Source organism: Sphingobacterium sp. UBA1897, assembly GCF_002337775.1.
GTDB classification, from domain to species: Bacteria; Bacteroidota; Bacteroidia; order Sphingobacteriales; family Sphingobacteriaceae; genus Sphingobacterium; species Sphingobacterium siyangense.
The window spans coordinates 34,448-57,776 of sequence record NZ_DDGR01000007.1 but is presented as its reverse complement, the minus strand read 5'-3'; the positions used below and the strand labels follow the sequence as shown (position 1 = coordinate 57,776).

The window sequence follows — 23,329 nt, the reverse complement described above, 5'->3', positions numbered from 1 at the left end:
AGCACTGTAAATTTTTTCTTGAAATACTTCTTCATTTAAATCATATCAATCTTGAAGGGTAATTCGAATAGATAACCAATAGTTAAACTTAGGAGTCCGCTTTTAAATTTAGGCATTAAAATTAAATTACTCAGCGATCATCACCTTTTCCTCCCTGATATTATTTAGAAAATCCGTGTATTTTATGGGTAGCTTTTTTCTGTGGTAATAAAAATAGAAGTCAAATGAGCCCCCGATGATTCCCTTATCCGGAGCATATACAAATCGATCAATTCCTCGCTCAAAATCATAATTATACTCATGTTGTGTCCAATCGACATAGGTCCAAAACTGATATCCCGTTCCATGCTGTGCTAAGGTGATTTTTTTGGATAGGTATTCTCTTCTGTCCCGGGACCAATCTAAAAAGGAGAGCGGGTCTTCACCTATCAGATATAAAGGGAATTGTAAACTAGGATAAGCGCCTTTAAAAATTTTTTCGAATTGAAGTACACTATAGGTCGAATCTTGGGTATTGATAGTCCCATAGACATTCGTAAAAGCTTGCGGACGATTGCGGACTGCATAAAACTGTAACAAACAATACTTTGGTGCATAGTAAGTATCTCCTTTTTTTATAATTAGCTTATACGCATTATAATACTTTGTTGTTTGCTTCACCGTGTTGTTGAAGTACGATAACGTATTTTTTTTATGAAGCTCTTCCAGATCTTTAAAGTTAATCATTGAAGAACGAACAGTATCGGGGTTGATTTCATACCAATCTTCTGAACCATCTAAATGAGGTAGAATGGAAAATAGCATGATATTATAATCATGTTGTCCATTATATATACCCTTGTTACCAATAAACGTCTGTACCCTACTCATTACATTAAAAAGATGCACTTCACGCTTGATCTTATATAGCGGATAGGTGTTTAACCTAAAGGATGACGTTACAAACTCTTTGGTATCTTCTTCAAAAAGGAAATATTTGGTCTGACTAAATCCTTCAGTATAGAATAATAGGTAGATAACGATCAACCAAATTTTATTGCACTTTGTTCTAAGCTTAACAATGTTCATTTTTGACTGTTATTTGAATTCACCATCCCATTTTAAAGTGATTCTGTTCCCTGCATTGGTCTCGAATTTTAAAATTTCTCTATTCCCATATTTTTTGGTTACCAATGTTCCCTTGGTAACGTTGATTCTGTCGGTTTGTCCGTAATCTTCCTCTAATTTATAGGATACATCTATAGCATTATTTTTCACAATCGTTGAGACAGAATTGATAAAATAGCTGCCAGAAGAAAGTTGATTGTTACGGGTAAAGAACAGTAATTTTATGCTATTTTTACTAGTCGCAGAGCTAAAAGTGTACAGATGATTTATTCCGTCTACTAGCTTACCATCAACAATTAGATTTCCGATCGATGTTTGTTTAGATCCCTTATCAAAGGCATAAATAGCTTTGTTTACTGTAATTGTACCTATGCCGTTTTCTTTTTCTTCGTTTTTTTTACATCCGGTAAAAAAAGAGACTATAAAGATGACTGGAAATAAAAATTTCATATATGGTTTTATTGGGAAACTCAAATCTATATATTATTGAGTATTAATGCAAGTCGGTGTTTTAGGTTTGACGAATGAAAGAGTTGCTACCTTATGTTACGCAATCTATCTGCGTACTTTTATATTCCTATGTAAGGTTCGATTTTTCATGGAAAATTATATGCCTGATATTGAGTGATCTCCTGTTGTTTTTATGCTCTTTTTTTAATGCGCAAAAAGGCTTCAGTATCGCAATTGATCTTTGTGTTAATGAAAAATTAAAAAACACGAAGAAATGAAAGCACATATCATCAAAAAGCTCATGGAAATAGAAGCGAGCGAAGGAATACGTATACTTTTCGCCTGTGAATCAGGAAGTCGGGGCTGGGGTTTCCCATCAATCGACAGTGATTACGACGTACGTTTTTTTTATGTGCGAAAAGCGGAGGACTACACCCGCTTGTTTCCGCTGGCGACCGAAATGCGATTTCCAATAATCGATGACCTCGATATGGTAGGTTGGGACCTCTTTAAAGTACTCACATTATTGTATAAGAGTAATGTGAGTCCATTTGAATGGATACAGTCGCCAGTCGTCTATTACGAGTTTAACGGATTCAAAACAAGTTTTAGGACAATGATCGGAAATTATTTTGACGCACGTAGGCACGCCCATCATTATTTAGGGATTGTCCGTAGCAAAATTGAAGATCTCCAACGAGAAACGAATAAGCTCAAGAGCTTATTTTATATCCTAAGATCTTTACTTGCAGCAGACTGGAATATCACCTATCGCAGTTATGCGCCTATGACATTGGCAGAACTATCCGTATTATTGCCTGATGTTGTAAAAATGGAAGTGTTGGAATTGCAGCTGTTGAAGAGTCAAGTAGATGAGGGGTTTATATACAACTGTTCGGCGACCATAAGCAATTATATTGAAACAAGGTTAATAGATTTAGAGCATCAAGTAAAACAGGTTCCCGTATCTGTATCGGATAAGGAAGGACTGGAGAATTACTTTAAAACCGTATTAAGATGACTATAGACGAACTTCGAGATAGCGGGCTGATCCTGTTTAAGGCCGTTGTCGGTAGCCGGGCATATGGATTGGCCACAGCATCTTCCGATACCGATATAAGGGGGGTGTTTTATCTGCCCCTGGAATATTACTTGGGCGGTCAATATATTGCGCAGGTTGCAAACGCAAGCAATGATGAAGTTTACTATGAGCTTGGGCGCTTTGTGGAGCTTCTTTCAAAGAGTAATCCTACTGTATTGGAGCTTTTGGCTAGTCCTACCGATTGCATACTATACAAAGATCCTCTGTTTGATCAATTTAAAATGCAGGATTTTATCACCCGAGAGGCCGCAATGACCTTTGCGCAATACGCCATGGTACAGGTGCGGAAGGCAAAAGGATTGAACAAGAAAATCAACAATCCGATGGATCGAGAACGTAAAAGTTTACTGGATTTCTGCTTTATCATAGCTGGTAATGGTAGTTTATCGTTAAGAGCCTGGTTAAGCAAGCAGTTGTGGAAACAGGAAAACTGTGGTTTAGCGAAGATCGAACATGCAAAGGGGATGTATGCCCTGTATTATGATGAGACTCAGACTTTGGGTTACAAAGGCATCGTTGCTACATCAGAGAGCACTGAGGTTTCCTGCAGTTCTATCCGTAAGGAAGAAACACTTTGTGCGTACCTCTTTGTTAATCACGAAGCTTACTCTTCGTATTGTAAGTCCTATAATGAATATTTTAGTTGGGTTTCAGAACGCAATGAAGCGCGCTTTCGAGGGACAATGAATCACGGGCAGGGCTATGATGCCAAAAATATGATGCATACCATACGTCTATTGCAACAGGCAAAAGAGATTTTGTCTAAAAGTGAACTACAGGTACAACGTTTCAATAGGGAAGAGCTCCTGCGCATCAAAAATGGTGCTTATAGCTATGATGAACTTTTTGTCTGGTCGCAAGAGCTCTTTCAGGAAGTGCAGGAACTCTGCTTGCACAGTTTACTTCCGGCAGTGCCAGATCAGGATAAGCTAATGCAGCAATTGGTTGACATGCGTAAGCAGCTTTATCAGATCAAGCTATAATTCCTAATGCAAGGATCTAATCTGTTATTCCAAATGATCTTACGAACTTTAAATTAGATCGAAGACCAAAACATGTTAACTTTTAAGTGGACATATTCAAGCATAAAGCGGACATTTGTATCTTAACGATCTTCCAGCCAACTGAGGAACTGGGCGGTCTTTTCTTTGCCTATAAGCAGCTTATGGTCTGTGTGGACAGTCAATTTGACATATAGTTTCCTGGCGAAATAATGTTCAACCTCTTTAACGGCCGAAAAACTGATTAAATACTGTCTGTTCAGCCGAAAAAAATCTTTGCCAGATAATTGGGTGGCCAGCTGATCCAGGGATTGACTGAGATCAAAATGCTCACCCTTAAAAGTCACCATGGTCGGAGAGGTGTAGTTAATATAGATAAAAGCAATATCTTCTGTCTTCACCGTCATGTACTTATTGTTTTTGAACACGAGAAAGCTCTTCTTTTTATTGTCTTCGCCACTGATCTTCTGGATCAGTTCAACAAGATTATTTTCGGTGGTTTTCTGAAAGAAATTCTTGAAATTATCTACCTTTTCAAAAGCGTTTTTTAAGTCTGTTTCTGAAAAGGGTTTAAGTAGATAATCAATTCCGTTCTCTTTTATAGCCTCCATTGCGTATTCACCAAATGCTGTGCAAAAGATGACAGGACATACAACCTTTACCGACTTGAATATATCAAAACTGATCCCGTCAGAAAGTTGTATATCCATAAAGATAAGATCCGGCGTGGCACTGTCAGAGAGGTAATCTATAGCTCCTTCAACGCTCTGGATCTTTGCCATGATCTTAGACTCTGGACGAAGTTTCGATATCAGGTTCTCGAGGGAACGGGCAGCTTTAATCTCGTCCTCAATTATTAGTATGTTCATATATAATGGGAAGTTTTATAGTAAATGTTTCAGTATCCATTAGGATACTGATCTCCTTTTCGGATAGATGAAGATAACGCTGGTTGATATTTTCAAGTCCTAAACCGGTAGAAGGTTCCGGTATTTTCCTGGGCTGTATATTATTGCTGACAATAAGGTAATCACCTTCCTGCCCAATGGATATATGTAGGGGTTTCTCAAGTGAAACTATATTATGTTTAATGCAGTTCTCTACCAAGAGCTGCAATGTAAAAGGAGGAATAAAACTTCCATAAATTTCACGTCCTAGATTCATTGAAACAACTAAACCTTCCTCAAAACGTGCTTTTAATAGGTAAATATAGGAGTCCATGATCTGTAGCTCCTCTCCGAGTGGAAGTAGGTTCAGTTTGAGGCTGCCCAAAGTAAACCTGTAAAAATCAGCAAGCTTGATGATAAATTCCGCTGACTGAGTGTCATTGCTTTCCACCATGTATTTTAACGTGTTGAGACTGTTGAACAGAAAATGCGGATTTACCTGCTGTTTTAAAAGCTCATACTGTGCTGCGAGGTTCGCGGACATCGAACGCTCAAGTTCCCGTACCACCTGCTGGTTGAGATAAGTCTGGTATAGGAGATGTATAAACATATAGAAAGTCAGGTTGATGAGTACACCTCTGACCTCATACATCAGCATTTTAGGTCCAAAATTGAGATGTGAAAGGATGTAATACTGTATTGAGGAAAGTACGAACATCAATACCAAACCAACTCCTAAACCTCTGAAAAGTTGAGGTGATATCACATTTTTGCTGCCCGTTTTCTTTGTATAGGCTGGTATCGAATAGATATTGTAATACCAGATCAAAAGGGCAAAACCCGTGGTTACACCAAAGTCGGCAATACCCTCAGAAAGAATAAAATTATGGTCCACAATCTTTGGGATAGATGTTAGTATACCCAATGATATTGAACTGATCCAGATTAGTTTATGGGATATATAAAAAGGTGTCTTCATACTTTGCTCACCGTTGTTAAGCTGATAATGTTTTATATAATTTGCTGGTATTTCGGGCTGTTTGAAATGCCAGCAAATTAGCGAAAAATGTTTTATATCTAAATACCTGATACTTGTAATTTAAGTATTTAGATCTTTTGCTGTATAAATGACATGATTTATCCTATTAAATGAAAAATAGGTAACTGAAAGTATAGTAATGGCAACGCATGTATCGATTACGGAAGAAGGTTCAAGAACAGCAATTTTTGAGAAGAACGCAAAAATAATATCAAAATACATACCTGCGAAAACCCATTCCTTAAGCCTTTTAAATCTATTCGGGATCAGTAATATGATAACACCTAAAATTTTGAATACGCCGAGAATGTATATAAAATGCACTGGATAGCCTAATTTTTGTGTGATGTCCCATACTGCAGGGTTATGTGTCAGTTCAAAAAAGCCGCTGAGCCCAAACCATATTGATATCAGGATACTTCCTGTAAAATAAATCTTTTTGTATGTTGAATTGTTCATAAGATTTTTTGTGATTAATTTCTTTATTCTTTAGAAAGCGAGTCGGCCTCAATAATGGCATCCGCAAATTCTTTGGGAGCTTCCTGTGGCAGGTTGTGTCCGATCCCACCTGTCAGGTTATGGTGTTTGTACTTTCCTTTATATTTGGAAGCATAGTTTTCAGGGAGTGGAAACGCCGCACCGTTGGCATCACCTTCCAGGGTCACGGTCGGTACGGTGATATTCGGTGATTTGGCGAGCTTTGCTTCAAGTTCGTCGTACTGTTTCTCTCCGGGAGCCTGCCCCAACCGCCAGCGATAATTATGGATCACGATAGCAACATGGTCAGGATTTTCAAACGATCTGGCCGAGCGCTGATAGGTTTCCTCATCAAAAGACCATTTCGGGGAGGCTGTTTTCCAAATTAGTTTGTTAAAAGCCGCTGTATTTGCTTTGTAACCTTTGTAACCCCGCTCCGTTGAGAAATAGTACTGGTACCACCACAAGAATTCAGCAGCCGGTGGAAGTGGGATTTCATTTGCTTTGGGGCTTCCGATCAGATACCCGCTTACAGCAACCAGCGCAGAAACACGCTCCGGCCAGAGGGCTGCCATGATATCGGCAGTCCTGGCGCCCCAGTCAAAGCCCCCAACAACAGCTTTATCTATTTTCAGGGCATCCATGAAGGCGATGATATCGAGCGCCACAGCGGACTGCTGTCCGTTACGTACAGTCTTTGGAGAAATAAAGGTTGTTGTTCCGTAGCCCCGGAGATAGGGCACAAGTACTCGGTATCCTTTTACTGCAAGTAATTCAGCGGATTTTTCAAAACTATGGATATCGTATGGCCATCCATGGAGCAGTATAACGGGCTTTCCAGTTTTTGGACCGACCTCTGCGTAGCCTATATCAAGCAGTCTTGCCTTTATTTTTTTTGTATGCTGGAATGCGGAGTTTATGGTGTTGTCAGCCTGTACATGTTTATCCTGAGAAAGCTGTTGGGCGTGGACTAATGATGCACCTGCTGTGGCAAGCAGGGATAACGAGAGGGTGAAAATCACCTTTTTGCCAAAATTTGCTATTGTATTCATTGGATCTGTTTTTTGTCGATTTTAAATTATTGAGTTGAAGCTATCATTGTGGAAAATTTACGGGATCAGTATCCATTATGTCGGCAATACGCTGCTCTCTGGATTCCCCGGAGGGTATTTCACCATATTCTGTGGTATAGTCCAGTTTGCCATCGCCGCCGGCTTTTACCGTCTCTACACGCAAGAGTTCACCGTTTACTTTACTCCCAAAATATTGCGGATCTTCCATCATTTTATAGGTAACAAGCTTGAGGGAAACGCGGTCGTGACTATGTCGGGCTCCTTCCAGGAGGGACAGGGCTTCCTTATTCCCGTATAATGCCGACATCGTCTGCCTGTCCGTATTAAAAGATGATGAGATAAATTTCAGTTCGCCGGGTTCAAACATGAACCGTATTTTTCCATTCTCTCTATCTGATATGTTCTTGCTGCATGAGCCGAAGATTAAACTACATAGAAATAGTACGGATAAGATCTTTTTCATTTTTGGACAGTTTTTAAATATTGCTGGATCATTCTTTTGGAGTTCACTTTCGGCGGAACATTGAACAGGTAACCCGTCGATTCTGCGAGCTGCCTATGACAGCTGATACAGGACTGTTGGGCAAACAGTGCGGTCTTTCCGGTAGGTTTTAAATCTTGACCATTGAATTTCGCAAAGCCCCAGCCTTCGGTTTCCTTAAATGTTTTTCCGTCTTTTACCATGTACTGCATGTTTACGAAATCTCCGGGCACGATATCTCCATTGGATTTTCGGGTCTGTTTAAAAACCGCCTTGGCCACTGCACTGCCATCGGGCCAGGGGTGGAAGTTTTCCTCTTCGATAGCGCGGACAGCGATGTCATTTCCGTAAATCACGCGTATTGTATTGTCGATAAGCGTGCTCATGCCGATCACTTTCCAGTTCTTAAAATCGGCATTGTACGGGATTCCGTTCGGTGATACCGGGGCAAGGGCAGCTGTTGTTTCTATTACGTTCGCAATACCTTGACGTGCAGGTAGCAAACCATCTTTTGCGGATAGCGAAAGGGCATACTGTTTTATGGTCGCTACTTCAACAGCAGATAGTTTTGAGTCCGGATGTGTGAGCGCATAGGAAGGCAGGGGCATCTTACCCGCGTTTACCATATTGTAAATGGCATAAAATTTACTTTTCTGTTCCGCATCGGAGAGCTTATCCCACTCGGAAAAATTCATCACTTCCCGTGCACGGTCAATATCCCTGTTTACGATCCACGATACCGGGGCAATTTTATCAAAGAAAGATAGCCGCTGCTCATTGGAATGGCAGTTGAAACAGGAACGTTCTAGGATAAGCTGGACCTGTTTAGGCACATTTCTGATATGTCCGGTTACGGCTTTTTGTTCAATGGTTCTATTGAAAAATTGAAGGGCGATAAGACCGACCACAATGCAGATGAATATGGTGGGTATCAGTTGGATTCGCTTTAGGAGTTTCATGATCTTGCTCTTTTGTTATGTTAAAATTAAGGTAAAGTACTGCCCTAGGGAAGCTCAAAATAGTTGGACCGGACATATTGCAGGTTGAATTCTTCTTTTGGATCCCCGAAGTGGACAATCTATTTCCTAAAGGTTTATGCTTGTGGCAGCTAGTATTTCTCCGGATTTCTTGTCCTGCTCGAAAGCGATGATTTCCCATACATGACCGGTTTCCGGAAGTTTAAAAGAGAAACTGTCCTGGGCTTTAGTGCCCATGCTCTTCAGCTCGCGTACAACCTGCACATGGGAGAGGGCTTTTCCGGCGTTCTCTCCCGCAGATACCTGAGAGGAAGCGTGTTTCTGGACAAGAGCGACCAGGATGTCCGAATTTTTGGAGCTAGAGGATGATACATAAGCGATCTGGATATTTTTGCCTTCGGCTTTCAATACTTTTAAAGCAAGGGTTTCAGTATGTTGTTCCAGCATCGCGGACTGGATGCTGCTGATGACTTTGCCTGTTTCCGATCCGACCATTTCCTGTTTGCCATTGATGACCAATTGGGGGGTATATAAGGTACTTAGATTCATCCATGTGGCGTACTGTTTCTGTCTTTCGGTAAAACTGCTTTTGCTGAAGTGATCTTTCCATCCCTGATGATCCCAGTAATCGACATGAAAGGCCATGATATAAAGTTTTTTATTCAGGTTATCCTTCTCAAGTTTTGCAATAAGCTCATCTGCGGGAGGGCAACTCCAGCAACCTTCTGAAGTAAAGAGCTCGACCACCGCGAAGCTTTTGTCGGAGTTGCTGCTTTTGATCTTTTGCAGGTTTTTATCATCATTGATACCCTTGAAGGCCATGATCAGGGCAATGATCAAAGGCAGGCTCAAAACGTATAGTATTTCTTTTATTGATTTCATGATCTAAATTTTTAAGCTGTTTATAGTTTGTTTTTAGTTGAAGATTTTTAGGGAGAAGCCGAAATCCTGTGGCGGAACACATACCTGATCGCTGCACTGCATAAACTGAATGGTTCCCCGGATTGTTCCATTTTTGCCCTTTAATCTGATCTTCTGACCGAACTCGACCTCATTTTCAAAATAGGTAACTGGCATGCCCAGAAGTTTATCAAACTTCAACAGTGGGCTGGGCTGGCTCACATTTCCCACCAATTGGTAAGTTCTGTCAGGCTCGAATTTAAAATTCATCTTGATCGGGCTCAGGGGGCTGTTGCCCAGTGCATACATATGCCATCCGGGGGCGATCCTGGCCTTCATCCGTATTTCGCCTTCTTCGGGGGATTTCCTTTTAAGCGTGCATTCCCATGTCACCTGACCAGATAAGGTCTGTCCTTTTGAGTGTGAGCAGAACATCATCAAAACTGTCACTACTAAAATTGCTAATCTGTTCATTTCTATATTTTTAATAATTAAACCTTAAATTCTTTGTGCAAATAGACTGGAATTATGCTTTTGCTGCCACTGTAAACTGCTTGAAATAGACGTTTTAAGCCCTGAATGGACAGTTTGGATCATAAAGGAAGATCATCACAGTTGATCCCGTAGCGTTTTAAAAGCGTTCCTCATTTCCTGCGTGAAGAGCTCCGGCTGTTCCCATGCCGCAAAGTGCCCACCTTTTGGTGCGATATGATAATAGTATAAAGAAGGATAAGCCGCTCTCGACCAGCTTTCTGGTGCTTGATAGATTTCATGCGGAAATACTGAAATAGCTACAGGAATTTTTATGCGCTTTGTTTGCTGATGTTCGGAACTGAAATTGTTGTTATTATTTTCCCAGTAAAAGCGGGACGAGGATGCTCCGGTATTGGTTAGCCAATACAATGTTATATCGTCAAGGATCGCATCGCGGCTAATTACTTTTTCTGGCCGGAGATTACTTTCTGACCACTCAGCGATCTTTTCGTATAAAAACGCTGCTAGTGCAGTTGGAGAATCAGAAAGCAAATAGCCTGTAGTTTGTGGCCTAGTCACCATCATCCCGCCATACGCTGCGTTTCTGCCAAAGAAAGTGCGCATTGAATTATAAGCCTTTGTTTCTTCTGGAGAAAGGCTTGTCGGAGCGGGATCACCGGCGTTGATTGGTTTTACCAGGTCTGCAGGAATTGTGGCCGGCATAGTCAGGTGGATACCCAATAGCCCCGAAGGAGCCTGTCTGGCAAGCGCGTCGGAGATTACAGACCCATGGTCTCCACCTTGAGAAACATATTTTGTATAGCCCAGACGTTTTACCAAAATATCCCAGGCTTTGGCAACACGCTCTGGGTTCCAGCCAAGTTCTTTAGGGATTTCGGAAAATCCATATCCTGGAATTGCGGGAATGATAACATCAAAGGCATCTTCAGCTTTACCACCGTATTTGACGGGATCTGTCAGTGGGCCTATAGCATCGATAAATTCCATGGGTGACCCTGGCCACCCATGTGTAAGGATAAGGGGTAAGGCACCTTTTTCCTTTGAACGCACGTGGATAAACTGTATGTCAAGTCCATCAATCTTGGTGACAAACTGTGGCAGCGCGTTCAGTTTGTTTTCAAGCTTACGCCAGTCATAGCCATTTCCCCAATAATTGATCAGTTCTTTTAACTGGGCTAGTTGTATGCCCTGTGATTCATCGTTTACCGTTTCGCTATCTGGAAACCGGGTCTCCGAAATACGTCTTTTCAGTTCATCAAGTTTAACTTGTGGAATATTGATCTTATAAGGTCTGATACCGGTTTCTGAGTTTACGCTTTCCGTTTTTGCTATGGTGTGCTGTGCACTTGTAATTGTAGGAATACATAGTGCGCATGTCGCTACCATAAGGATTGTTGTTATTTTTGTCTTCATTTCTTTTTTGTTTTAGATTTTACGATCTGATTTCTTTTGTTGCAACAAATGTATGTTGGTCGGCGTGGGTGTTAAACGGAGAATAGGTTCAAGTGGACATATTCACAGGTGAGCTGGGAGTTTTAAAGCTCGAACAGGAAGTTCCATTTTTATAAATCGGATTGAAAGTAAGATATCGGTAGATAAAAGAACCGGCTATGTAGGTTTTTGATAGAAAGCATTGTCCTTTAATGAACGTAGAGGTACTTTTCTATGAAACTATATGAGCCGCGGAATTGACTAATTCACTTACAAAATTGTCCGGTTCAACTGTTTTGGGTATGTACTGCTTTGGGGATCGTTTTAAGTTTGCTTCATAATCATTAAAACAATAATAAAATGAAGACATTCAGAAAATTTACTATCGCAGGCGCACTATGTTTAAGCCTTTTTTCCGCAGTATCGTTTTCGTGTAGCAACGATAATGATTTACCAATAGGGCAGGAGACAACCATTGTAAATCACAAAAATGCGAAGACCAGCTTCATCAATGTGAAAGGAACAGATTTCGCTTACCGAAGTTGGGGTAAAGATGGAGGAATTCCGCTAGTATTACTACCTGGAACAGGTGGTTCTATGGATGATTGGGATCCTGCCGTGACCGACGGTCTCGCGAAAGAATACAAATTGATCATATTTGATAATAAAGGAGTGGCATCTTCCAAAGGAGCTACCCCCAATACTATTCAGGCAATGGCTAACGATGCCATTGATTTTATCAGAGCATTGAATTTAGGGAAGGTCAATATTATGGGATTTTCAATGGGCGGATTCGTGGCTCAAAGAATTGTTTTGACGGATCCCGAACTAATTAATAAAATAATTTTAGCTGATAGTGGGCCCAAGGGAGCTATTGGTCTTTCCAATCTTCCAAATATAATTGCTGGAAGTGCAGGACTTAGCCCCGAAGATTCCTATTTAAAATTCGGATTTACCGATTCACAGTCAAGTATTGCGTCTGGAAAATCATCTTATGCTAGAGTTCATCAACGGATAATTGATAGAGATCCAGCGCTTAGCGATGCCAGTTCGTCTGCTCAGTTTACAGCTGTACTAACCTGGGCACAGCCAGACCCTGGAGCACTGGATGAAATTAAGGCTATCAAAAAACCTGTTTTAATCGTACATGGTGATCGGGACCTTCCAATTTCCATTCAAAATGCCTACAATATGAAACAAAATTTAGAAAACGCTATGCTTTTAGAATTTTCAGATTCGGGGCACGCCGCATTTTACCAAAATTATGAGACTTTTTTAACGAAGGCTATTGCATTTCTTGCTCAATAGGTTATCTGAAAAAAAATGATAAATAGCTAACAGGTTTTTCGTTTGAAACGATTATTAAACAGTAAACTGCAAAAGCACGTTATTTATTAATGGTTTTAAATTATGATAAAAATACTAAAAGTGAAGCCCCTTTTCTTAGGCTGCTTTACTTTTAGTATTATATAGCGCTTTCGTTTTTAATATTTTCAAAGAAGGATAATAAGGAGAGAAGTAGTTCGACCGAACTTCCTCTTTCCCCGCCAAGTGCGGAACTTTTTAAAATAGTGATTTTGAAAGAGATTCTGATAAGTAACGTTTCAAATGAAAAGAACATCGATGTTCTCCTGTATATACAGATCAAAATTTTATTTTGGCAATAGCATATATTCCTCCGCAACCACAGTGAAAGATGATATCTTGGATGGGAACTCCTGCCAATTAAGCTTCTAATTCTGTTATATTATTTTTGATACTCTTGAACATAATAATATAAGGCAAAAAGATGAGAATATAAATTAACAGCGGATTTATCCCTTTTTCTGTCACTTGTGTGTGTGCTGCCGCAGCTCCGATTACCGATCCGTTTAAAAATAGACAAAAAGCGATAATAATAATGGCCTTAACCTTAATAATTATTTTTCCAATTTTTAAGTCTTTCATTTTACTTTAAATTTAAAAATGCTATTATCGAATGTTAGCATTAGATATACATTCGCAATTCATCAATCTTCAAAATTCGATGCATTAAGGCTAAATATACGATTTTGTGTAGATAATTTGCTGAAAGTGAACAGAAAAAAAATAATTTAGCTTGAAATACGCAAAGTGTTCTGACCGAACTTGGTAGCTTAAAGACTAGGAAAATACTAACTTTGTGTCCCTACTGCAAAGCTTTTTTTGTGAATAAATAGATCGGTTGAACCGTTTATAGGGCGTTTATTTTTTACATTTGTATTTAACAATAGTTTAAAATCTATGCAAAAACACAGGGCATCCATTCCTGTCAGGAGCTGGGACAGCAATTTTGGTAATGGAATAGCTGTTGTTCGTGTAGCATCAGAAATTCCCGGGAGTAAAGAGTTTAATCATGCACATCGACACGACTATCACCTTTTCGTATTGCAGGAAAGTGGTATCTCGCATACCGAAATAGACTTTAAAAAATATTTGATAGATAAGCCAACTATACTATATCAATCGCCAAATCAGGTTCACAGAGCCTTGAAAGTCGAAAATATAAGTGGATATATTCTAACAATATCCAATGAAAACTTAAATGCGGATTACCTAAAATTATTGCAGCGCAATACACCCATCGAGCCATTATCGTTATGCTCACGCACAGATTTAGCGATTATCCAAGCGTGTTTTCTTTTATGTAGAAACCTGTATGACAGAAAAGAAGACAAGTTATATCATTTGCAGTTGAAAGACAGTTGCAATACATTGGTTGCCCTATTTATGTCGCAGTTCCTCAAGCAGTCAAAACCAGCAGATAAATTGTCGCGTTTTGAAATAATTCAGAAGGCATTTTCAGAATTGCTCGAGCAAAATTTTGTGCATATGAAACGCCCCGCGGACTATGCCGAATTATTAAACATCTCCGTTGCTTATCTAAATGAATGCGTAAAGAACGTGACGGGTTTTTCTGTTTCACATCATATACAACAACGTATTATTTTAGAGGCAAAGCGCCTGCTATATCATTCCGATAAATCGGTAAAAGAGGTTGCAGCTGAATTAGGTTACGATGACTATCCCTATTTTTCGCGACTGTTTGTGAAAGTTGCAGGAATTACCGCTTTGACATTTCGTAGCAAAAACCACGATTAATCCAATACCTACTCTTTTCCGTTCTATATTATACGATTGATTCTGCTGTACTTTGCTTTGAAAAAAATATAATACTATGCCAAGTGCACCAAAATGGTTATTTGATACCTTAGAATTCTTAACGCCCAAGCTACCTTTGACCGAGGTTGTCGAAGCCGTCTCTTTATCAAAATCTGTCAAGAAGATTTGTTTTAAAGGGGATTTAAAAAATGTACAATTCGCGGTAGGTTCATTCATCGACTTTAGAATTAATGCTACAGAGGCGCGGAGATATACCGTTTCTTATGCAGATACTGAAAAGGGCTTGTTTGAATTTATTGTTTATTTGAATGGTAAAGGTTGCGGAAGTCGTTATATGGCAGATTTAAAAGTGGGCGACAACATCGTGATGTATAAGCCAAGAGGGTTAAGCAGATATTATGATAAAACGGTGCAAAGATTTGTCATCTTTGGCGATGAGACTTCATTAGCACTAGCTTGTTCTTTCCTTCCTATGTTAAAGAAGAATAAGCATCAATTTGTGTTCCTTTTTGAATTGGATGAAGAGAACAAAAACGTTCCAAAATTATTGGGCTTGGAAAATTGCCTGATATTCCCCAAAAACTTTTTGGTCAGCATGGAGGACTGGGCAGGCAAGCTACCAATGATCAATACGCCGGACTGGGAAGAGGCCAACTTCGTGTTGACGGGTAACGTAAAATCGGCTCAGCAGTTTAGAAAAATCATTAAAGAAAAAACCAATGGCAATGTTTTTTTACATGGCTATTGGTTAGCAGGTAAAAAAGGATTATAGGCCAATGCGATTAAACTGTACATATTTATTTGTATTTTTAATCCTATAGATGGCTTAAGTGTCTGGACGCTAATTTTTAAATCGTAATACCAAATGTGTAGCTGAATAAGGTCCATACCACCCATAACTGATTATTAAGGTTTTTATATTCTTACTTTATTTTTTATGCCATTTGGATTAACATGAATCTTGAATTATTTATCGATCAATTTCAGTTGATGCTGGAATTCACTTAACGAGATTTTTCCAGATGCAAAGTTGACATCTAAAATAAACTTCTTTTCGTTGGGGGACAGTTCACGTCCATAAATCTTCCCTAGTAGTTCATCTTCGTCAGGTAAAGCTTCGGTTACATCTGCTGCATTTAAAAATGCCTGATAGTATCGTAGTCCGAACTTTCTAAGCGACGACGCGTTGAAATGAATTTGGTCTTCGTTTGCAGTTAACCCTTTTGCCGAAACGAAGTTACAATTGTTGTGCGATGCTGCATATTTTTGTAAGGCGCTATTGACCAAATGGTAATCATTGAAATGCGCTCCAAATAGACCATAAGGCAAAAAGTCGCCTATCGCGCCGATAATCAGGGGAACTTCAGGAGCCCCTAATTGCTTCCGTAGCTCATTGACTATACTATCAAACTTTTCACCGTATTTTGCGGCCAGTTCGGCGGAAGAATCATTTTCTCCCTGATGCCACAATATTCCTGTCAACTGGCTGCTACGTTGAGCAAGTTTAGCCTGAAAAATAGCGTGGTCAAAGAGCGCGCCACCAACCTGCCAGTCATTTAAGCTGGTACCGCCATCAGCACAAGGGATAAGGCCGATCTCCTCGCCAATGTGATCCGCATGCCAGGAGGCAGCAAATGATGATGCGAGCCCCACACCAGCCATAGGCCTGTCATTGTGTATGGGTTCGGCCATTATCTGCCAGCGTCCATTGCGAAGCATCTTTATTGATTCGTTGATGATAGGCGGCACTGAATCCAGAATTCCGCGGCCGGCCATATTTGATTGCCCTATTAGCAAAAAAGATTGTATCATAGTTGATTATATATTTAAGACTCCACGATTCCTATACTACGGCTAAATGATAGCCAGGCAAATTTTTTAAGATCATTCGGAGCGACGTCACCAGAATTTAATGCCTTCACACTTGCTCTTGCCACACTGGCAAAGAGATGTCTGATCCAAGCTGAGGACAAGCGATTGTCTATAATGTGTTTCGCCTGCAGCTGGGGAACTATAGCAAACCACTTTTCTTTTGCTTGTTCATAGGCAATAACTTTTTCTTTGTCCATCGCTGCCACATCAACCTGCCTCTCCTCAAGGGCGTGTAGGAAAATATATTTTACACCGCTGTCGATAGCTGCGTATAGCACTGCTTCCAATTGTTTGACCGGATCAGTATTGCTGTTAAATGCAGAAACCATAGTGATATACCAGGTTTCAAGCATATCTACATAGCAGGCAGTTATAAGTGCATCTCTATCCTTAAAATACCGATACAAAGTTCGCTTACTGATTTGTGCAACCTCGGCTACTCGCTCTAAAGGAGCATGAAAGTCTTCATTTAAAACTTTTACTGCACTATAAATTAGCTTTTCCCTATTCATTTGGCACAAATGTATGACAAATGTCTTATATATGTGTTAGTTTATAGGTGAAATTATAATTTATTGGCCCAATTGTCATTAAGTATCGTTAAAATTCCAAAGGGAATTATCACTTTTTAACAACCCTTTGTCAACTTTTGAACAATATTTCAAAGGAAATGAACAGATGTAATTCCAACTGATCTTACTACCTTTGGGTTAGATCGAAGTCCAAAGCCGGTTAACATTGTAGTAAGCGAATTAATCATACCTTCTCAATCTTAAATAAGATCCCAGTAATTATTGCAGCGATCGAATAATATATGGCCCACTCCATTGATCCCATTGTTAGTGCCATTGTCATTGCAATTCCAGCCAATGTAATCAGTATTAAAGTCATTTTGATCCAATTGACATTGAGTGTATTGCTCTTGAACCAATAGAATGCCAGTGTACAACATATCAACGTAGGAATAGAATATATTGTGCTATAGCAAAGCCAAAGTAGCGAAAAGAGGATCGTTTGACCAATACCGGAAAAATTTAATGGGTTAAATCCTGGGGATATAGTCACAAGCGTAGTACCCAATAATAAGGTACCTATCCAATGCTTAAAAATATAAGACCATCTTAGACTGTGTAACATAACCGGTGTCATAAGATCGAAAACTCAAAAACCACGTTAAGTTTGTGGTAGTTATTAAAACTGGTAAAGTTCATTCTAAAATTATCTAAATATCCTGTTAAAGCTATTTTATAGGCCTCTGTTCGACTGAATGACTTTCTAAAGATGAATTAGCTATGTTTTCTCTCAAAAACTCCTGTGCTCGGACTTGCCCCAATTCAATTAATTGATTTAAGATCTCGATGGCTTTTTCGGTCTGCCCCGTTTCGTTATAAATGGCTACTATGTTGTATAATGCGTCAACATTTATTTTTGAAAGGTCAAAGCACTTTTCTATCTTTAGACTTTGGAATACATCCTTTAAATGCGGTACAGCTAGTATTTTACTACCATCTAATCTCGTCACATCAATCTGTATCCAATTATTTCTGAGATTGTTTAAATCAACTTGAGCAGAGGCATTATTGGAAAGCAATACGGCTAACAAAATGAATAGGTTAATAATGAGTACCTGATAACATTTTCTCAATTCAACAAGGCTTACGGTTAGTAATGGAAGCTTTTTCGCTAGGCTTTTCATCATTTGGTCAAATATGCATTAACGAAAATAATAATTTATCCTTAAAAAATGTGCCATTGATTTTAGATGATACTTTTTACGACGATCTAGGCTTTATCTATATAGAATCCCGAAGGGCTCTATCGTTCCTAAATAGAGAAATAAATTAATGATAAATTGGTTAACTTTGTTAAAGCTGAGGCAGAGTTAGTTAATGATTTACATCGTTGGCTGTATGTACTCAAAAATATGTCTTCGCTAAATGGACTTTCCATTTATTTGCGTAAGCCTATTTTTGAGAATTTATTTCAGTTAGCAGAGTATAGCAAACTAAAATTGGAGGAACGAGAGATGTACAACGCAAGTTTAAGGAATAAATGGGATGCGGATAGCATCCGAAGTAGTCAGGAGGAGCAATTGAAACGAGCGCGCGAAAAAGCAATGGCAGAGGGAAAAGCAGAGGGAGAGGCTAAAGGAAAAGCCGAAGGAAAGGCGGAAGTAATAAAAAATCTTTTGTCTTCGAATAAATTTTCGATATCGGAGATAGCCGAATTAGCGAACGTCACTGTAGAGTTTGTAAAGCAGATCGAGGCAGAGAAGTCTAAAGGAAAATAGAGAATATAACCATATAGGGTTTTACGGCCACTTGGATACTGTCTAAGCGGCCTTTTTTCTTTTTATAGGTTAAGTTGGTTTCTTAATCAATACCATTTTGAATAGGCTCTCATTTAAATGAAAATATTTGTAAGGCCGAAGAGACGAACTCAACTTTTTTATAAAAAGATCAAACGAAATCGAATCAACCATTGTTATACCAATACTTTCATAAATTAGGTTAATAACAGGTAGTAAAAACCTTGAGATCCCCCTCCTCAAGGTTTTTTATTTTTTTAAAAACTGACTATCCTATTATTGGGATCATAACTATATATTAGGGCTGGATCCATCCAGCCTTTTTTCTGATATAAATGTTATCTTAGCGCTATGCTGAACAATCTCTTTGAACAAGTCAAGGTTATGAAGCTTTCGATATGGGAGGGATTGCCGCCATTGCGGAGTGATACGGCACAGACTTCGTTGTTTTAAATTAGCTATTTTATGGGAAGTTTAACAAAATATGTATCAAACGATCGTCCAGAATTCGCCGTACTTATCGAAGATGACGATAAGGTTTGTTATGCATACTTATTGAATGAGGAAAGAATAGTTGGAGATATTTGGTTATACAATAGCGTTCCTACTCCCAGAGAATCTGAATGGCATAAAAAGGAGAATCTACCGTTTTTAAATCCTGCTGAGTTTGTCAAAGAAAACCTTCAACCATTTGATGCGAGTTCGCCTGTTGTAGTGACCTGGGATTTTGGGGAAGAAACGGTGGCCAATATATTTCTAGCGTCCAGATTGATCGCAAAGCTAACTCTGGGATCTTGTCCGGGTTGGTCTAGTCTTGTCACTAAAGATGGGCCTTTGGCGCAGAAGATGTAACATTTTCATGAAACGAATTGGACGAAGATAGAAGAAATATACAAACACATAGACGAATAATGATGAAATACTTTTCAAGTCTTATCCTTTTGGCAGCAGTGATTTTTACAAAAGCCCAAATAAAGCTTGAACAGAAAGACTTCAATAATTTAATGGCTATAGGTGATCCCTTCTTTTGAGGTTATCCCTTACGTCAATGTGTTGTTAAATGCCGGGGCGCAAGGCTAATAAAAAAGGAGTGGATAATTAATTTGCACTAATTAACACTCAGTGATCGTTTTAACGCCTAGTTATCGTTGAAAAGTAAATGAAGAGCTAATTGTAAGTGTCATATCCTCAAATTTTAATTTTCTTTCTTCCTGAAGGGCGGATTTATCCGCTGTCAGATAGCCTGTTTTATAATACTTGAAAATTGAGCCAAAGCGATTATCGAGTATCCTGAATTTTTTTCCATGCTGCATGTAGGTTAATTGTAGGTAAAAATCATCCTTTTCTGGAAAATCAAATGTTGGGATAAAAATAGGATCGGTAATGGCGAATGCTATTTGAGATGCGCCCAATTTCAACGCTTTATTTACCTCTGTTTCTGCGATTGGTTTTTTGCTATTCTCAGCGTCTTCCAAAGAGTTGTATAACGATACAACGGCATCAAAGACTTCGTCTTCTTTAAAAGAAGAAGTCAGATATGGACTATGCGATGAGAGCTTATCAATCACAATTGAGTCAATGGATTTTATGGTTGAAATCTCCACGATCTTGGACGCCGAATCCAATGCCATATTCAGTGTTTCACTTTCTATTTCATTTTTGAAAATATATTGCGTTAGTCGGTATTTACCCACACTTGCAATATCGAGCTTAATATCCGACTCCGATTCCGTTTTTACAACCCTCTTATTATCCAAATCATATAATACCCATTTTACAACAGGAGTTCCCGAGTAATCCTGTTCTATTTTATTTCTTACTACTTTTATATCACTTTTGAAAGCTGCTCCTTCATAAGGGATATAAGCTATGTTGGCAGGCATAGCAGAGAGCTTGGGAGGAACAATAATAGTAGGGTCTTTTAGCTGTTTGCCTTCTGGATTTACATATACAAACCCCGCTTTCAATACCTCCTTACCTTGGGTAGGATCGATCTCTTTCTTACAACCTGTTAGCAATAGGGCGGAAATTAAAATAAGGTAATAGCGCATACTATAAATTAATTGGTTCAACAATCTAATATACTAAATATATTTGTTAATTTACGTTTGGAGAAATATTGAGGCCGATGTTTTTTATTAAAGAGAAAAATAGATTTAATCAAATATACGAGGAAACAGAATAGCTATAAATGAACGATGCGATGCTGTTTAATAAATAACCTCATAACCAACGATATATTAAAAGAAATTATACTGGTAAAAATGAAAAAAATACTTTTATGCGCTCTTTTGTCATTTTTCGGCTTAAGTTTAACCCATGGACAGCAATTGAAGCCTTTATATAGTAAAACGGATACTTTGCCTAAGGTTGTTTACAAAGATCTTGATGAAAGACCTTTGCCTAAGATAGAGATGCAAGGTAGAACCTACTTAGGCGATGCTATGCGATCATTAAAACCTGAAGAGGTTCAATCAATAGATGTTGACAAGACAAGGCAGGTAATGATCATTGAATTAAAGCCTGGATACCATCCTATTTTAATGAGCTTGTCGGATATTAAAAAAAATATACAAATCTAAAATCTGAACATGTCATATTCCGGATTGAAGATCACTTTGTACAGCACGATCCAAATGAAGTTCTTGTCGATGAAAGCAATATTATGTTAATTTCTATTTCTCCCATTAAGTTTATTGGTGACTTAGAAGATTTATTTATGGTGACATTAGTGTCGCGGACGGATAAGAATCTTAAAAAACTAAATGAAATCCGTATTCGCTAAGCATTATTACACTTAGCCAAAGCGACATCTAGCTAACATAGCCTCCCTTGACGGTCAATAAGGGCGGCTGTTTTAATTAGCTTGTCGAAGATGCGCGGGTTTTTATATTTTGCCGAATCTTGCAGAAGAAGGATATGGATAACTGTTTGGTTAAGTTAGCGTATGCTGGTACTAAAATAATTTTGAATTCGGATATGTTAAGTCTTGTATTGACTAGCCTTGTTTAAGGCACTCTTCTTTTATATTGGAAGCTCGTAACCAAATAACTAATGATATTTTCCAGTTGATGATAACTAAGTCAGAATTGAAAGAAAATTTTAGATAATTTTTTTGCTGGCATGCATTTCAGTAAATTTGATGCATAAACTAAACTTTAAGTAAGAATGGAAAAGTATAATTACGGGGTCATTGGTCTGGGTGTAATGGGAAGAAATCTGCTTTACAATATTGCCGATAATGGTTTCTCTGTCGTAGGATTCGATTTAGATGAAGAAAAGGTAATCGAACTTCGTAAAGGAGTTGCTTCAGGTACAAAGGTTGTTGGAACTGTTTCTCTAGAGGAATTTGTGTTAAGTTTAGACAGTCCGCGAAAAGTTATTTTGATGGTTCCTGCAGGTAAACCGGTTGATGCTGTTCTTGAAAGCATAACACCGCTTCTGAGTCCAAAAGATATTGTCGTTGATGCGGGAAATTCTTATTTCAAAGATACCGAGAGACGTATAGCTGATTTAGCTTCTAAAAACCTTCATTTTATGGGAATGGGAGTTTCTGGAGGAGAGCAGGGGGCAAGAAGAGGACCGAGTATTATGCCGGGCGGAGATTTGGAAGTTTTCAATTTGGTGAAGCCTATGCTGGAAGTTATTTCGGCAAAAGTAAAAGGGGAGCCCTGCACCGCTTATATGGGAAAAGGAGCTGCAGGGAATTACGTTAAAATGGTTCACAATGGTATTGAATATGCCATCATGCAATTAATCAGTGAAGCATACGATTTACTGAGAAAAGGAGCTAATCTTAACAATAACCAATTGTATGAAGTTTTCAAAAGATGGAATGAAGGCGAGATGAATTCTTTCCTTATTGAAATAACAAGAGATATTTTCCAGCAAAAAGATGATGTAACAGACGGTTTTCTTGTCGACAAGATTTTAGATAAAGCAGGAGCAAAAGGAACCGGAAAATGGACCTCCCAGGAGGCTATGGAAGTTGGAGTGTCTATTCCAACCATCGATATTGCAGTAACATCAAGAATTTTATCCGCTTACAAAGATGAGCGCGTGAAAGCTTCGCAATTATATGCTAAAGAAGAAGTACAAACTCCTGAAAATATAGAATTGTTCATCAAAGAGGTGGGGGATGCTTTGTATTTATCTACTTTAATCAGTTATGCGCAAGGATTGGCATTATTGGTAAAAGCTTCTGAAGAATATCAGTTTGAAATTCCGTTAAAAGATGTTGTTAAAATCTGGAGGGGTGGATGTATCATCCGTTCGGTTTTATTGGAGAAATTTTATCTGGCTTATTCAAAATACGAGAACTTATCTAATATTTTATTGGATCAGGAAATTTCAGAAATTGTAAAAGATAAAATTTCTTCATTAAGAAAAACAGCTGCTTTTGCTGTATCAAACGGAATTCCAAGCTTAGGAATTCAGTCGGCTCTAGGGTATTTCGAAGCTTATACCACAGCATCTTTACCTGTAAACCTGCTTCAGGCGCAGCGTGATTATTTTGGTGCACACACTTACCAAAGAACTGACAGAGAAGGAGTCTTTCATACCTCATGGCAAAACCCAAATAACTGAA

General features: G+C 38.8%; 25 protein-coding genes. 9 read left to right on the top strand and 16 right to left on the bottom strand.

Translation table 11 applies throughout. The features are described 5' to 3' along the window. Window positions 1-126: 126 nt before the first annotated feature. Window positions 127-1,068, bottom strand: a complete 942-nt coding sequence (locus B4N43_RS05605; protein WP_088161198.1) for a hypothetical protein — start codon at window positions 1,066-1,068, stop codon at window positions 127-129. A 9-nt stretch (window positions 1,069-1,077) separates the two neighbouring features. Continuing rightward, window positions 1,078-1,557 (bottom strand): hypothetical protein, encoded by a 480-nt coding sequence (locus tag B4N43_RS05600; protein ID WP_075992154.1) that lies wholly within the window; start codon window positions 1,555-1,557, stop codon window positions 1,078-1,080. 274 nt (window positions 1,558-1,831) lie between these two features. On the opposite strand from B4N43_RS05600, the gene B4N43_RS05595 reads away from it, so the two are divergent. Further along, window positions 1,832-2,578: a nucleotidyltransferase domain-containing protein gene (locus B4N43_RS05595; protein WP_075992155.1), complete on the top strand. Its 747-nt coding sequence runs from the start codon at window positions 1,832-1,834 to the stop codon at window positions 2,576-2,578. Continuing rightward, a complete protein-coding gene (locus B4N43_RS05590) occupies window positions 2,575-3,642 on the top strand; it encodes a DNA polymerase beta superfamily protein (protein ID WP_088161199.1) in 1,068 nt (355 codons plus the stop codon). Before B4N43_RS05595 ends, B4N43_RS05590 begins: the two co-directional genes overlap by 4 nt. Before the next feature lie 122 nt (window positions 3,643-3,764). Here B4N43_RS05590 and B4N43_RS05585 read toward each other — a convergent pair whose 3' ends face one another. The 9 genes from B4N43_RS05585 to B4N43_RS05545 all read right to left on the bottom strand — a co-directional run bounded on the left by B4N43_RS05585 (window position 3,765) and on the right by B4N43_RS05545 (window position 11,402). Beyond that, on the bottom strand, window positions 3,765-4,529 hold the full coding sequence (locus B4N43_RS05585; RefSeq protein ID WP_075992157.1) for a LytR/AlgR family response regulator transcription factor: 765 nt from the start codon (window positions 4,527-4,529) through the stop codon (window positions 3,765-3,767). Continuing rightward, on the bottom strand, window positions 4,510-5,526 hold the full coding sequence (locus tag B4N43_RS05580) for a sensor histidine kinase (RefSeq protein ID WP_286733391.1): 1,017 nt from the start codon (window positions 5,524-5,526) through the stop codon (window positions 4,510-4,512). The genes B4N43_RS05585 and B4N43_RS05580 overlap by 20 nt, the downstream gene beginning before the upstream one ends. Before the next feature lie 120 nt (window positions 5,527-5,646). Next, window positions 5,647-6,045, bottom strand: a complete 399-nt coding sequence (locus tag B4N43_RS05575) for a DoxX family protein (protein ID WP_286733389.1) — start codon at window positions 6,043-6,045, stop codon at window positions 5,647-5,649. A 23-nt stretch (window positions 6,046-6,068) separates the two neighbouring features. Next, window positions 6,069-7,115, bottom strand: a complete 1,047-nt coding sequence (locus tag B4N43_RS05570; protein WP_286733387.1) for an alpha/beta hydrolase — start codon at window positions 7,113-7,115, stop codon at window positions 6,069-6,071. Window positions 7,116-7,158: 43 nt separating this feature from the next. Next, entirely contained in the window at window positions 7,159-7,599 is a 441-nt protein-coding gene (locus B4N43_RS05565) for a hypothetical protein (RefSeq protein ID WP_286733385.1), read from the bottom strand. Continuing rightward, on the bottom strand, window positions 7,596-8,576 hold the full coding sequence (locus tag B4N43_RS05560; RefSeq protein ID WP_286733384.1) for a heme-binding domain-containing protein: 981 nt from the start codon (window positions 8,574-8,576) through the stop codon (window positions 7,596-7,598). Before B4N43_RS05560 ends, B4N43_RS05565 begins: the two co-directional genes overlap by 4 nt. 126 nt (window positions 8,577-8,702) lie before the next feature. After that, a complete protein-coding gene (locus B4N43_RS05555; RefSeq protein WP_286733383.1) occupies window positions 8,703-9,476 on the bottom strand; it encodes a DUF1223 domain-containing protein in 774 nt (257 codons plus the stop codon). A 33-nt stretch (window positions 9,477-9,509) separates the two neighbouring features. Beyond that, window positions 9,510-9,932, bottom strand: coding sequence for a protein-disulfide reductase DsbD N-terminal domain-containing protein (locus B4N43_RS05550; RefSeq protein ID WP_286733382.1), 423 nt, complete (start codon window positions 9,930-9,932; stop codon window positions 9,510-9,512). A 171-nt stretch (window positions 9,933-10,103) separates the two neighbouring features. Continuing rightward, window positions 10,104-11,402 (bottom strand): epoxide hydrolase family protein, encoded by a 1,299-nt coding sequence (locus B4N43_RS05545; protein WP_286733379.1) that lies wholly within the window; start codon window positions 11,400-11,402, stop codon window positions 10,104-10,106. Between the two features lie 378 nt (window positions 11,403-11,780). On the opposite strand from B4N43_RS05545, the gene B4N43_RS05540 reads away from it, so the two are divergent. Then, window positions 11,781-12,728: an alpha/beta fold hydrolase gene (locus tag B4N43_RS05540; protein WP_286733377.1), complete on the top strand. Its 948-nt coding sequence runs from the start codon at window positions 11,781-11,783 to the stop codon at window positions 12,726-12,728. Window positions 12,729-13,145: 417 nt separating this feature from the next. Here B4N43_RS05540 and B4N43_RS05535 read toward each other — a convergent pair whose 3' ends face one another. Continuing rightward, on the bottom strand, window positions 13,146-13,367 hold the full coding sequence (locus B4N43_RS05535; RefSeq protein ID WP_286733375.1) for a hypothetical protein: 222 nt from the start codon (window positions 13,365-13,367) through the stop codon (window positions 13,146-13,148). Between the two features lie 315 nt (window positions 13,368-13,682). Here B4N43_RS05535 and B4N43_RS05530 point away from each other — a divergent pair, with 315 nt between their 5' ends. Together B4N43_RS05530 and B4N43_RS05525 are read left to right on the top strand one after the other, a co-directional pair. Further along, window positions 13,683-14,540, top strand: a complete 858-nt coding sequence (locus B4N43_RS05530) for an AraC family transcriptional regulator (RefSeq protein WP_286733373.1) — start codon at window positions 13,683-13,685, stop codon at window positions 14,538-14,540. A 76-nt stretch (window positions 14,541-14,616) separates the two neighbouring features. Further along, window positions 14,617-15,333, top strand: a complete 717-nt coding sequence (locus B4N43_RS05525) for an FAD-binding oxidoreductase (protein WP_286733372.1) — start codon at window positions 14,617-14,619, stop codon at window positions 15,331-15,333. Window positions 15,334-15,527: 194 nt separating this feature from the next. On the opposite strand, the gene B4N43_RS05520 is transcribed toward B4N43_RS05525, so the two are convergent. The 3 genes from B4N43_RS05520 to B4N43_RS05510 form a co-directional block, all read right to left on the bottom strand. Beyond that, window positions 15,528-16,373, bottom strand: coding sequence for a sialate O-acetylesterase (locus tag B4N43_RS05520; RefSeq protein ID WP_286733371.1), 846 nt, complete (start codon window positions 16,371-16,373; stop codon window positions 15,528-15,530). A 14-nt stretch (window positions 16,374-16,387) separates the two neighbouring features. Further along, on the bottom strand, window positions 16,388-16,945 hold the full coding sequence (locus B4N43_RS05515) for a TetR/AcrR family transcriptional regulator (RefSeq protein WP_075992168.1): 558 nt from the start codon (window positions 16,943-16,945) through the stop codon (window positions 16,388-16,390). 728 nt (window positions 16,946-17,673) lie between these two features. After that, on the bottom strand, window positions 17,674-18,132 hold the full coding sequence (locus B4N43_RS05510; RefSeq protein WP_248933537.1) for a tetratricopeptide repeat protein: 459 nt from the start codon (window positions 18,130-18,132) through the stop codon (window positions 17,674-17,676). A gap of 153 nt (window positions 18,133-18,285) precedes the next feature. Here B4N43_RS05510 and B4N43_RS05505 point away from each other — a divergent pair, with 153 nt between their 5' ends. Both B4N43_RS05505 and B4N43_RS05500 read left to right on the top strand, forming a co-directional pair. Then, a complete protein-coding gene (locus B4N43_RS05505; protein ID WP_248933538.1) occupies window positions 18,286-18,723 on the top strand; it encodes a PD-(D/E)XK nuclease family transposase in 438 nt (145 codons plus the stop codon). Window positions 18,724-19,206: 483 nt separating this feature from the next. After that, complete coding sequence (locus B4N43_RS05500; protein WP_075992173.1) at window positions 19,207-19,593, top strand: hypothetical protein; 387 nt, start codon at window positions 19,207-19,209, stop codon at window positions 19,591-19,593. Window positions 19,594-19,883: 290 nt separating this feature from the next. On the opposite strand, the gene B4N43_RS05495 is transcribed toward B4N43_RS05500, so the two are convergent. Next, a complete protein-coding gene (locus tag B4N43_RS05495) occupies window positions 19,884-20,792 on the bottom strand; it encodes a hypothetical protein (protein WP_286733368.1) in 909 nt (302 codons plus the stop codon). A 213-nt stretch (window positions 20,793-21,005) separates the two neighbouring features. Between B4N43_RS05495 and B4N43_RS05490 the strand changes: the two genes are divergently transcribed. Then, a complete protein-coding gene (locus tag B4N43_RS05490; RefSeq protein WP_075992175.1) occupies window positions 21,006-21,323 on the top strand; it encodes a hypothetical protein in 318 nt (105 codons plus the stop codon). 586 nt (window positions 21,324-21,909) lie between these two features. Then, window positions 21,910-23,328 (top strand): NADP-dependent phosphogluconate dehydrogenase, encoded by a 1,419-nt coding sequence (gndA, locus tag B4N43_RS05485; RefSeq protein WP_286733366.1) that lies wholly within the window; start codon window positions 21,910-21,912, stop codon window positions 23,326-23,328. The last annotated feature ends 1 nt before the right edge of the window (window position 23,329 follow it).

Excerpts from the sequence above, each read along its gene's own strand:
- B4N43_RS05535 (WP_286733375.1), bottom strand. The coding sequence starts at position 13,367 with ATGAAAGACTTAAAAATTGGAAAAATAATTATTAAGGTTAAGGCCATT.
- B4N43_RS05500 (WP_075992173.1), top strand. The coding sequence starts at position 19,207 with ATGGGAAGTTTAACAAAATATGTATCAAACGATCGTCCAGAATTCGCC.
- B4N43_RS05515 (WP_075992168.1), bottom strand. The coding sequence starts at position 16,945 with ATGAATAGGGAAAAGCTAATTTATAGTGCAGTAAAAGTTTTAAATGAA.
- B4N43_RS05550 (WP_286733382.1), bottom strand. The coding sequence starts at position 9,932 with ATGATGTTCTGCTCACACTCAAAAGGACAGACCTTATCTGGTCAGGTG.
- B4N43_RS05530 (WP_286733373.1), top strand. The coding sequence starts at position 13,683 with ATGCAAAAACACAGGGCATCCATTCCTGTCAGGAGCTGGGACAGCAAT.
- B4N43_RS05580 (WP_286733391.1), bottom strand. The coding sequence starts at position 5,526 with ATGAAGACACCTTTTTATATATCCCATAAACTAATCTGGATCAGTTCA.
- gndA (WP_286733366.1), top strand. The coding sequence starts at position 21,910 with ATGGAAAAGTATAATTACGGGGTCATTGGTCTGGGTGTAATGGGAAGA.
- B4N43_RS05540 (WP_286733377.1), top strand. The coding sequence starts at position 11,781 with ATGAAGACATTCAGAAAATTTACTATCGCAGGCGCACTATGTTTAAGC.
- B4N43_RS05565 (WP_286733385.1), bottom strand. The coding sequence starts at position 7,599 with ATGAAAAAGATCTTATCCGTACTATTTCTATGTAGTTTAATCTTCGGC.
- B4N43_RS05560 (WP_286733384.1), bottom strand. The coding sequence starts at position 8,576 with ATGAAACTCCTAAAGCGAATCCAACTGATACCCACCATATTCATCTGC.
- B4N43_RS05585 (WP_075992157.1), bottom strand. The coding sequence starts at position 4,529 with ATGAACATACTAATAATTGAGGACGAGATTAAAGCTGCCCGTTCCCTC.
- B4N43_RS05510 (WP_248933537.1), bottom strand. The coding sequence starts at position 18,132 with ATGATGAAAAGCCTAGCGAAAAAGCTTCCATTACTAACCGTAAGCCTT.
- B4N43_RS05575 (WP_286733389.1), bottom strand. The coding sequence starts at position 6,045 with ATGAACAATTCAACATACAAAAAGATTTATTTTACAGGAAGTATCCTG.
- B4N43_RS05520 (WP_286733371.1), bottom strand. The coding sequence starts at position 16,373 with ATGATACAATCTTTTTTGCTAATAGGGCAATCAAATATGGCCGGCCGC.
- B4N43_RS05525 (WP_286733372.1), top strand. The coding sequence starts at position 14,617 with ATGCCAAGTGCACCAAAATGGTTATTTGATACCTTAGAATTCTTAACG.
- B4N43_RS05590 (WP_088161199.1), top strand. The coding sequence starts at position 2,575 with ATGACTATAGACGAACTTCGAGATAGCGGGCTGATCCTGTTTAAGGCC.
- B4N43_RS05490 (WP_075992175.1), top strand. The coding sequence starts at position 21,006 with ATGAAAAAAATACTTTTATGCGCTCTTTTGTCATTTTTCGGCTTAAGT.
- B4N43_RS05600 (WP_075992154.1), bottom strand. The coding sequence starts at position 1,557 with ATGAAATTTTTATTTCCAGTCATCTTTATAGTCTCTTTTTTTACCGGA.
- B4N43_RS05545 (WP_286733379.1), bottom strand. The coding sequence starts at position 11,402 with ATGAAGACAAAAATAACAACAATCCTTATGGTAGCGACATGCGCACTA.
- B4N43_RS05595 (WP_075992155.1), top strand. The coding sequence starts at position 1,832 with ATGAAAGCACATATCATCAAAAAGCTCATGGAAATAGAAGCGAGCGAA.
- B4N43_RS05555 (WP_286733383.1), bottom strand. The coding sequence starts at position 9,476 with ATGAAATCAATAAAAGAAATACTATACGTTTTGAGCCTGCCTTTGATC.
- B4N43_RS05605 (WP_088161198.1), bottom strand. The coding sequence starts at position 1,068 with ATGAACATTGTTAAGCTTAGAACAAAGTGCAATAAAATTTGGTTGATC.
- B4N43_RS05495 (WP_286733368.1), bottom strand. The coding sequence starts at position 20,792 with ATGCGCTATTACCTTATTTTAATTTCCGCCCTATTGCTAACAGGTTGT.
- B4N43_RS05570 (WP_286733387.1), bottom strand. The coding sequence starts at position 7,115 with ATGAATACAATAGCAAATTTTGGCAAAAAGGTGATTTTCACCCTCTCG.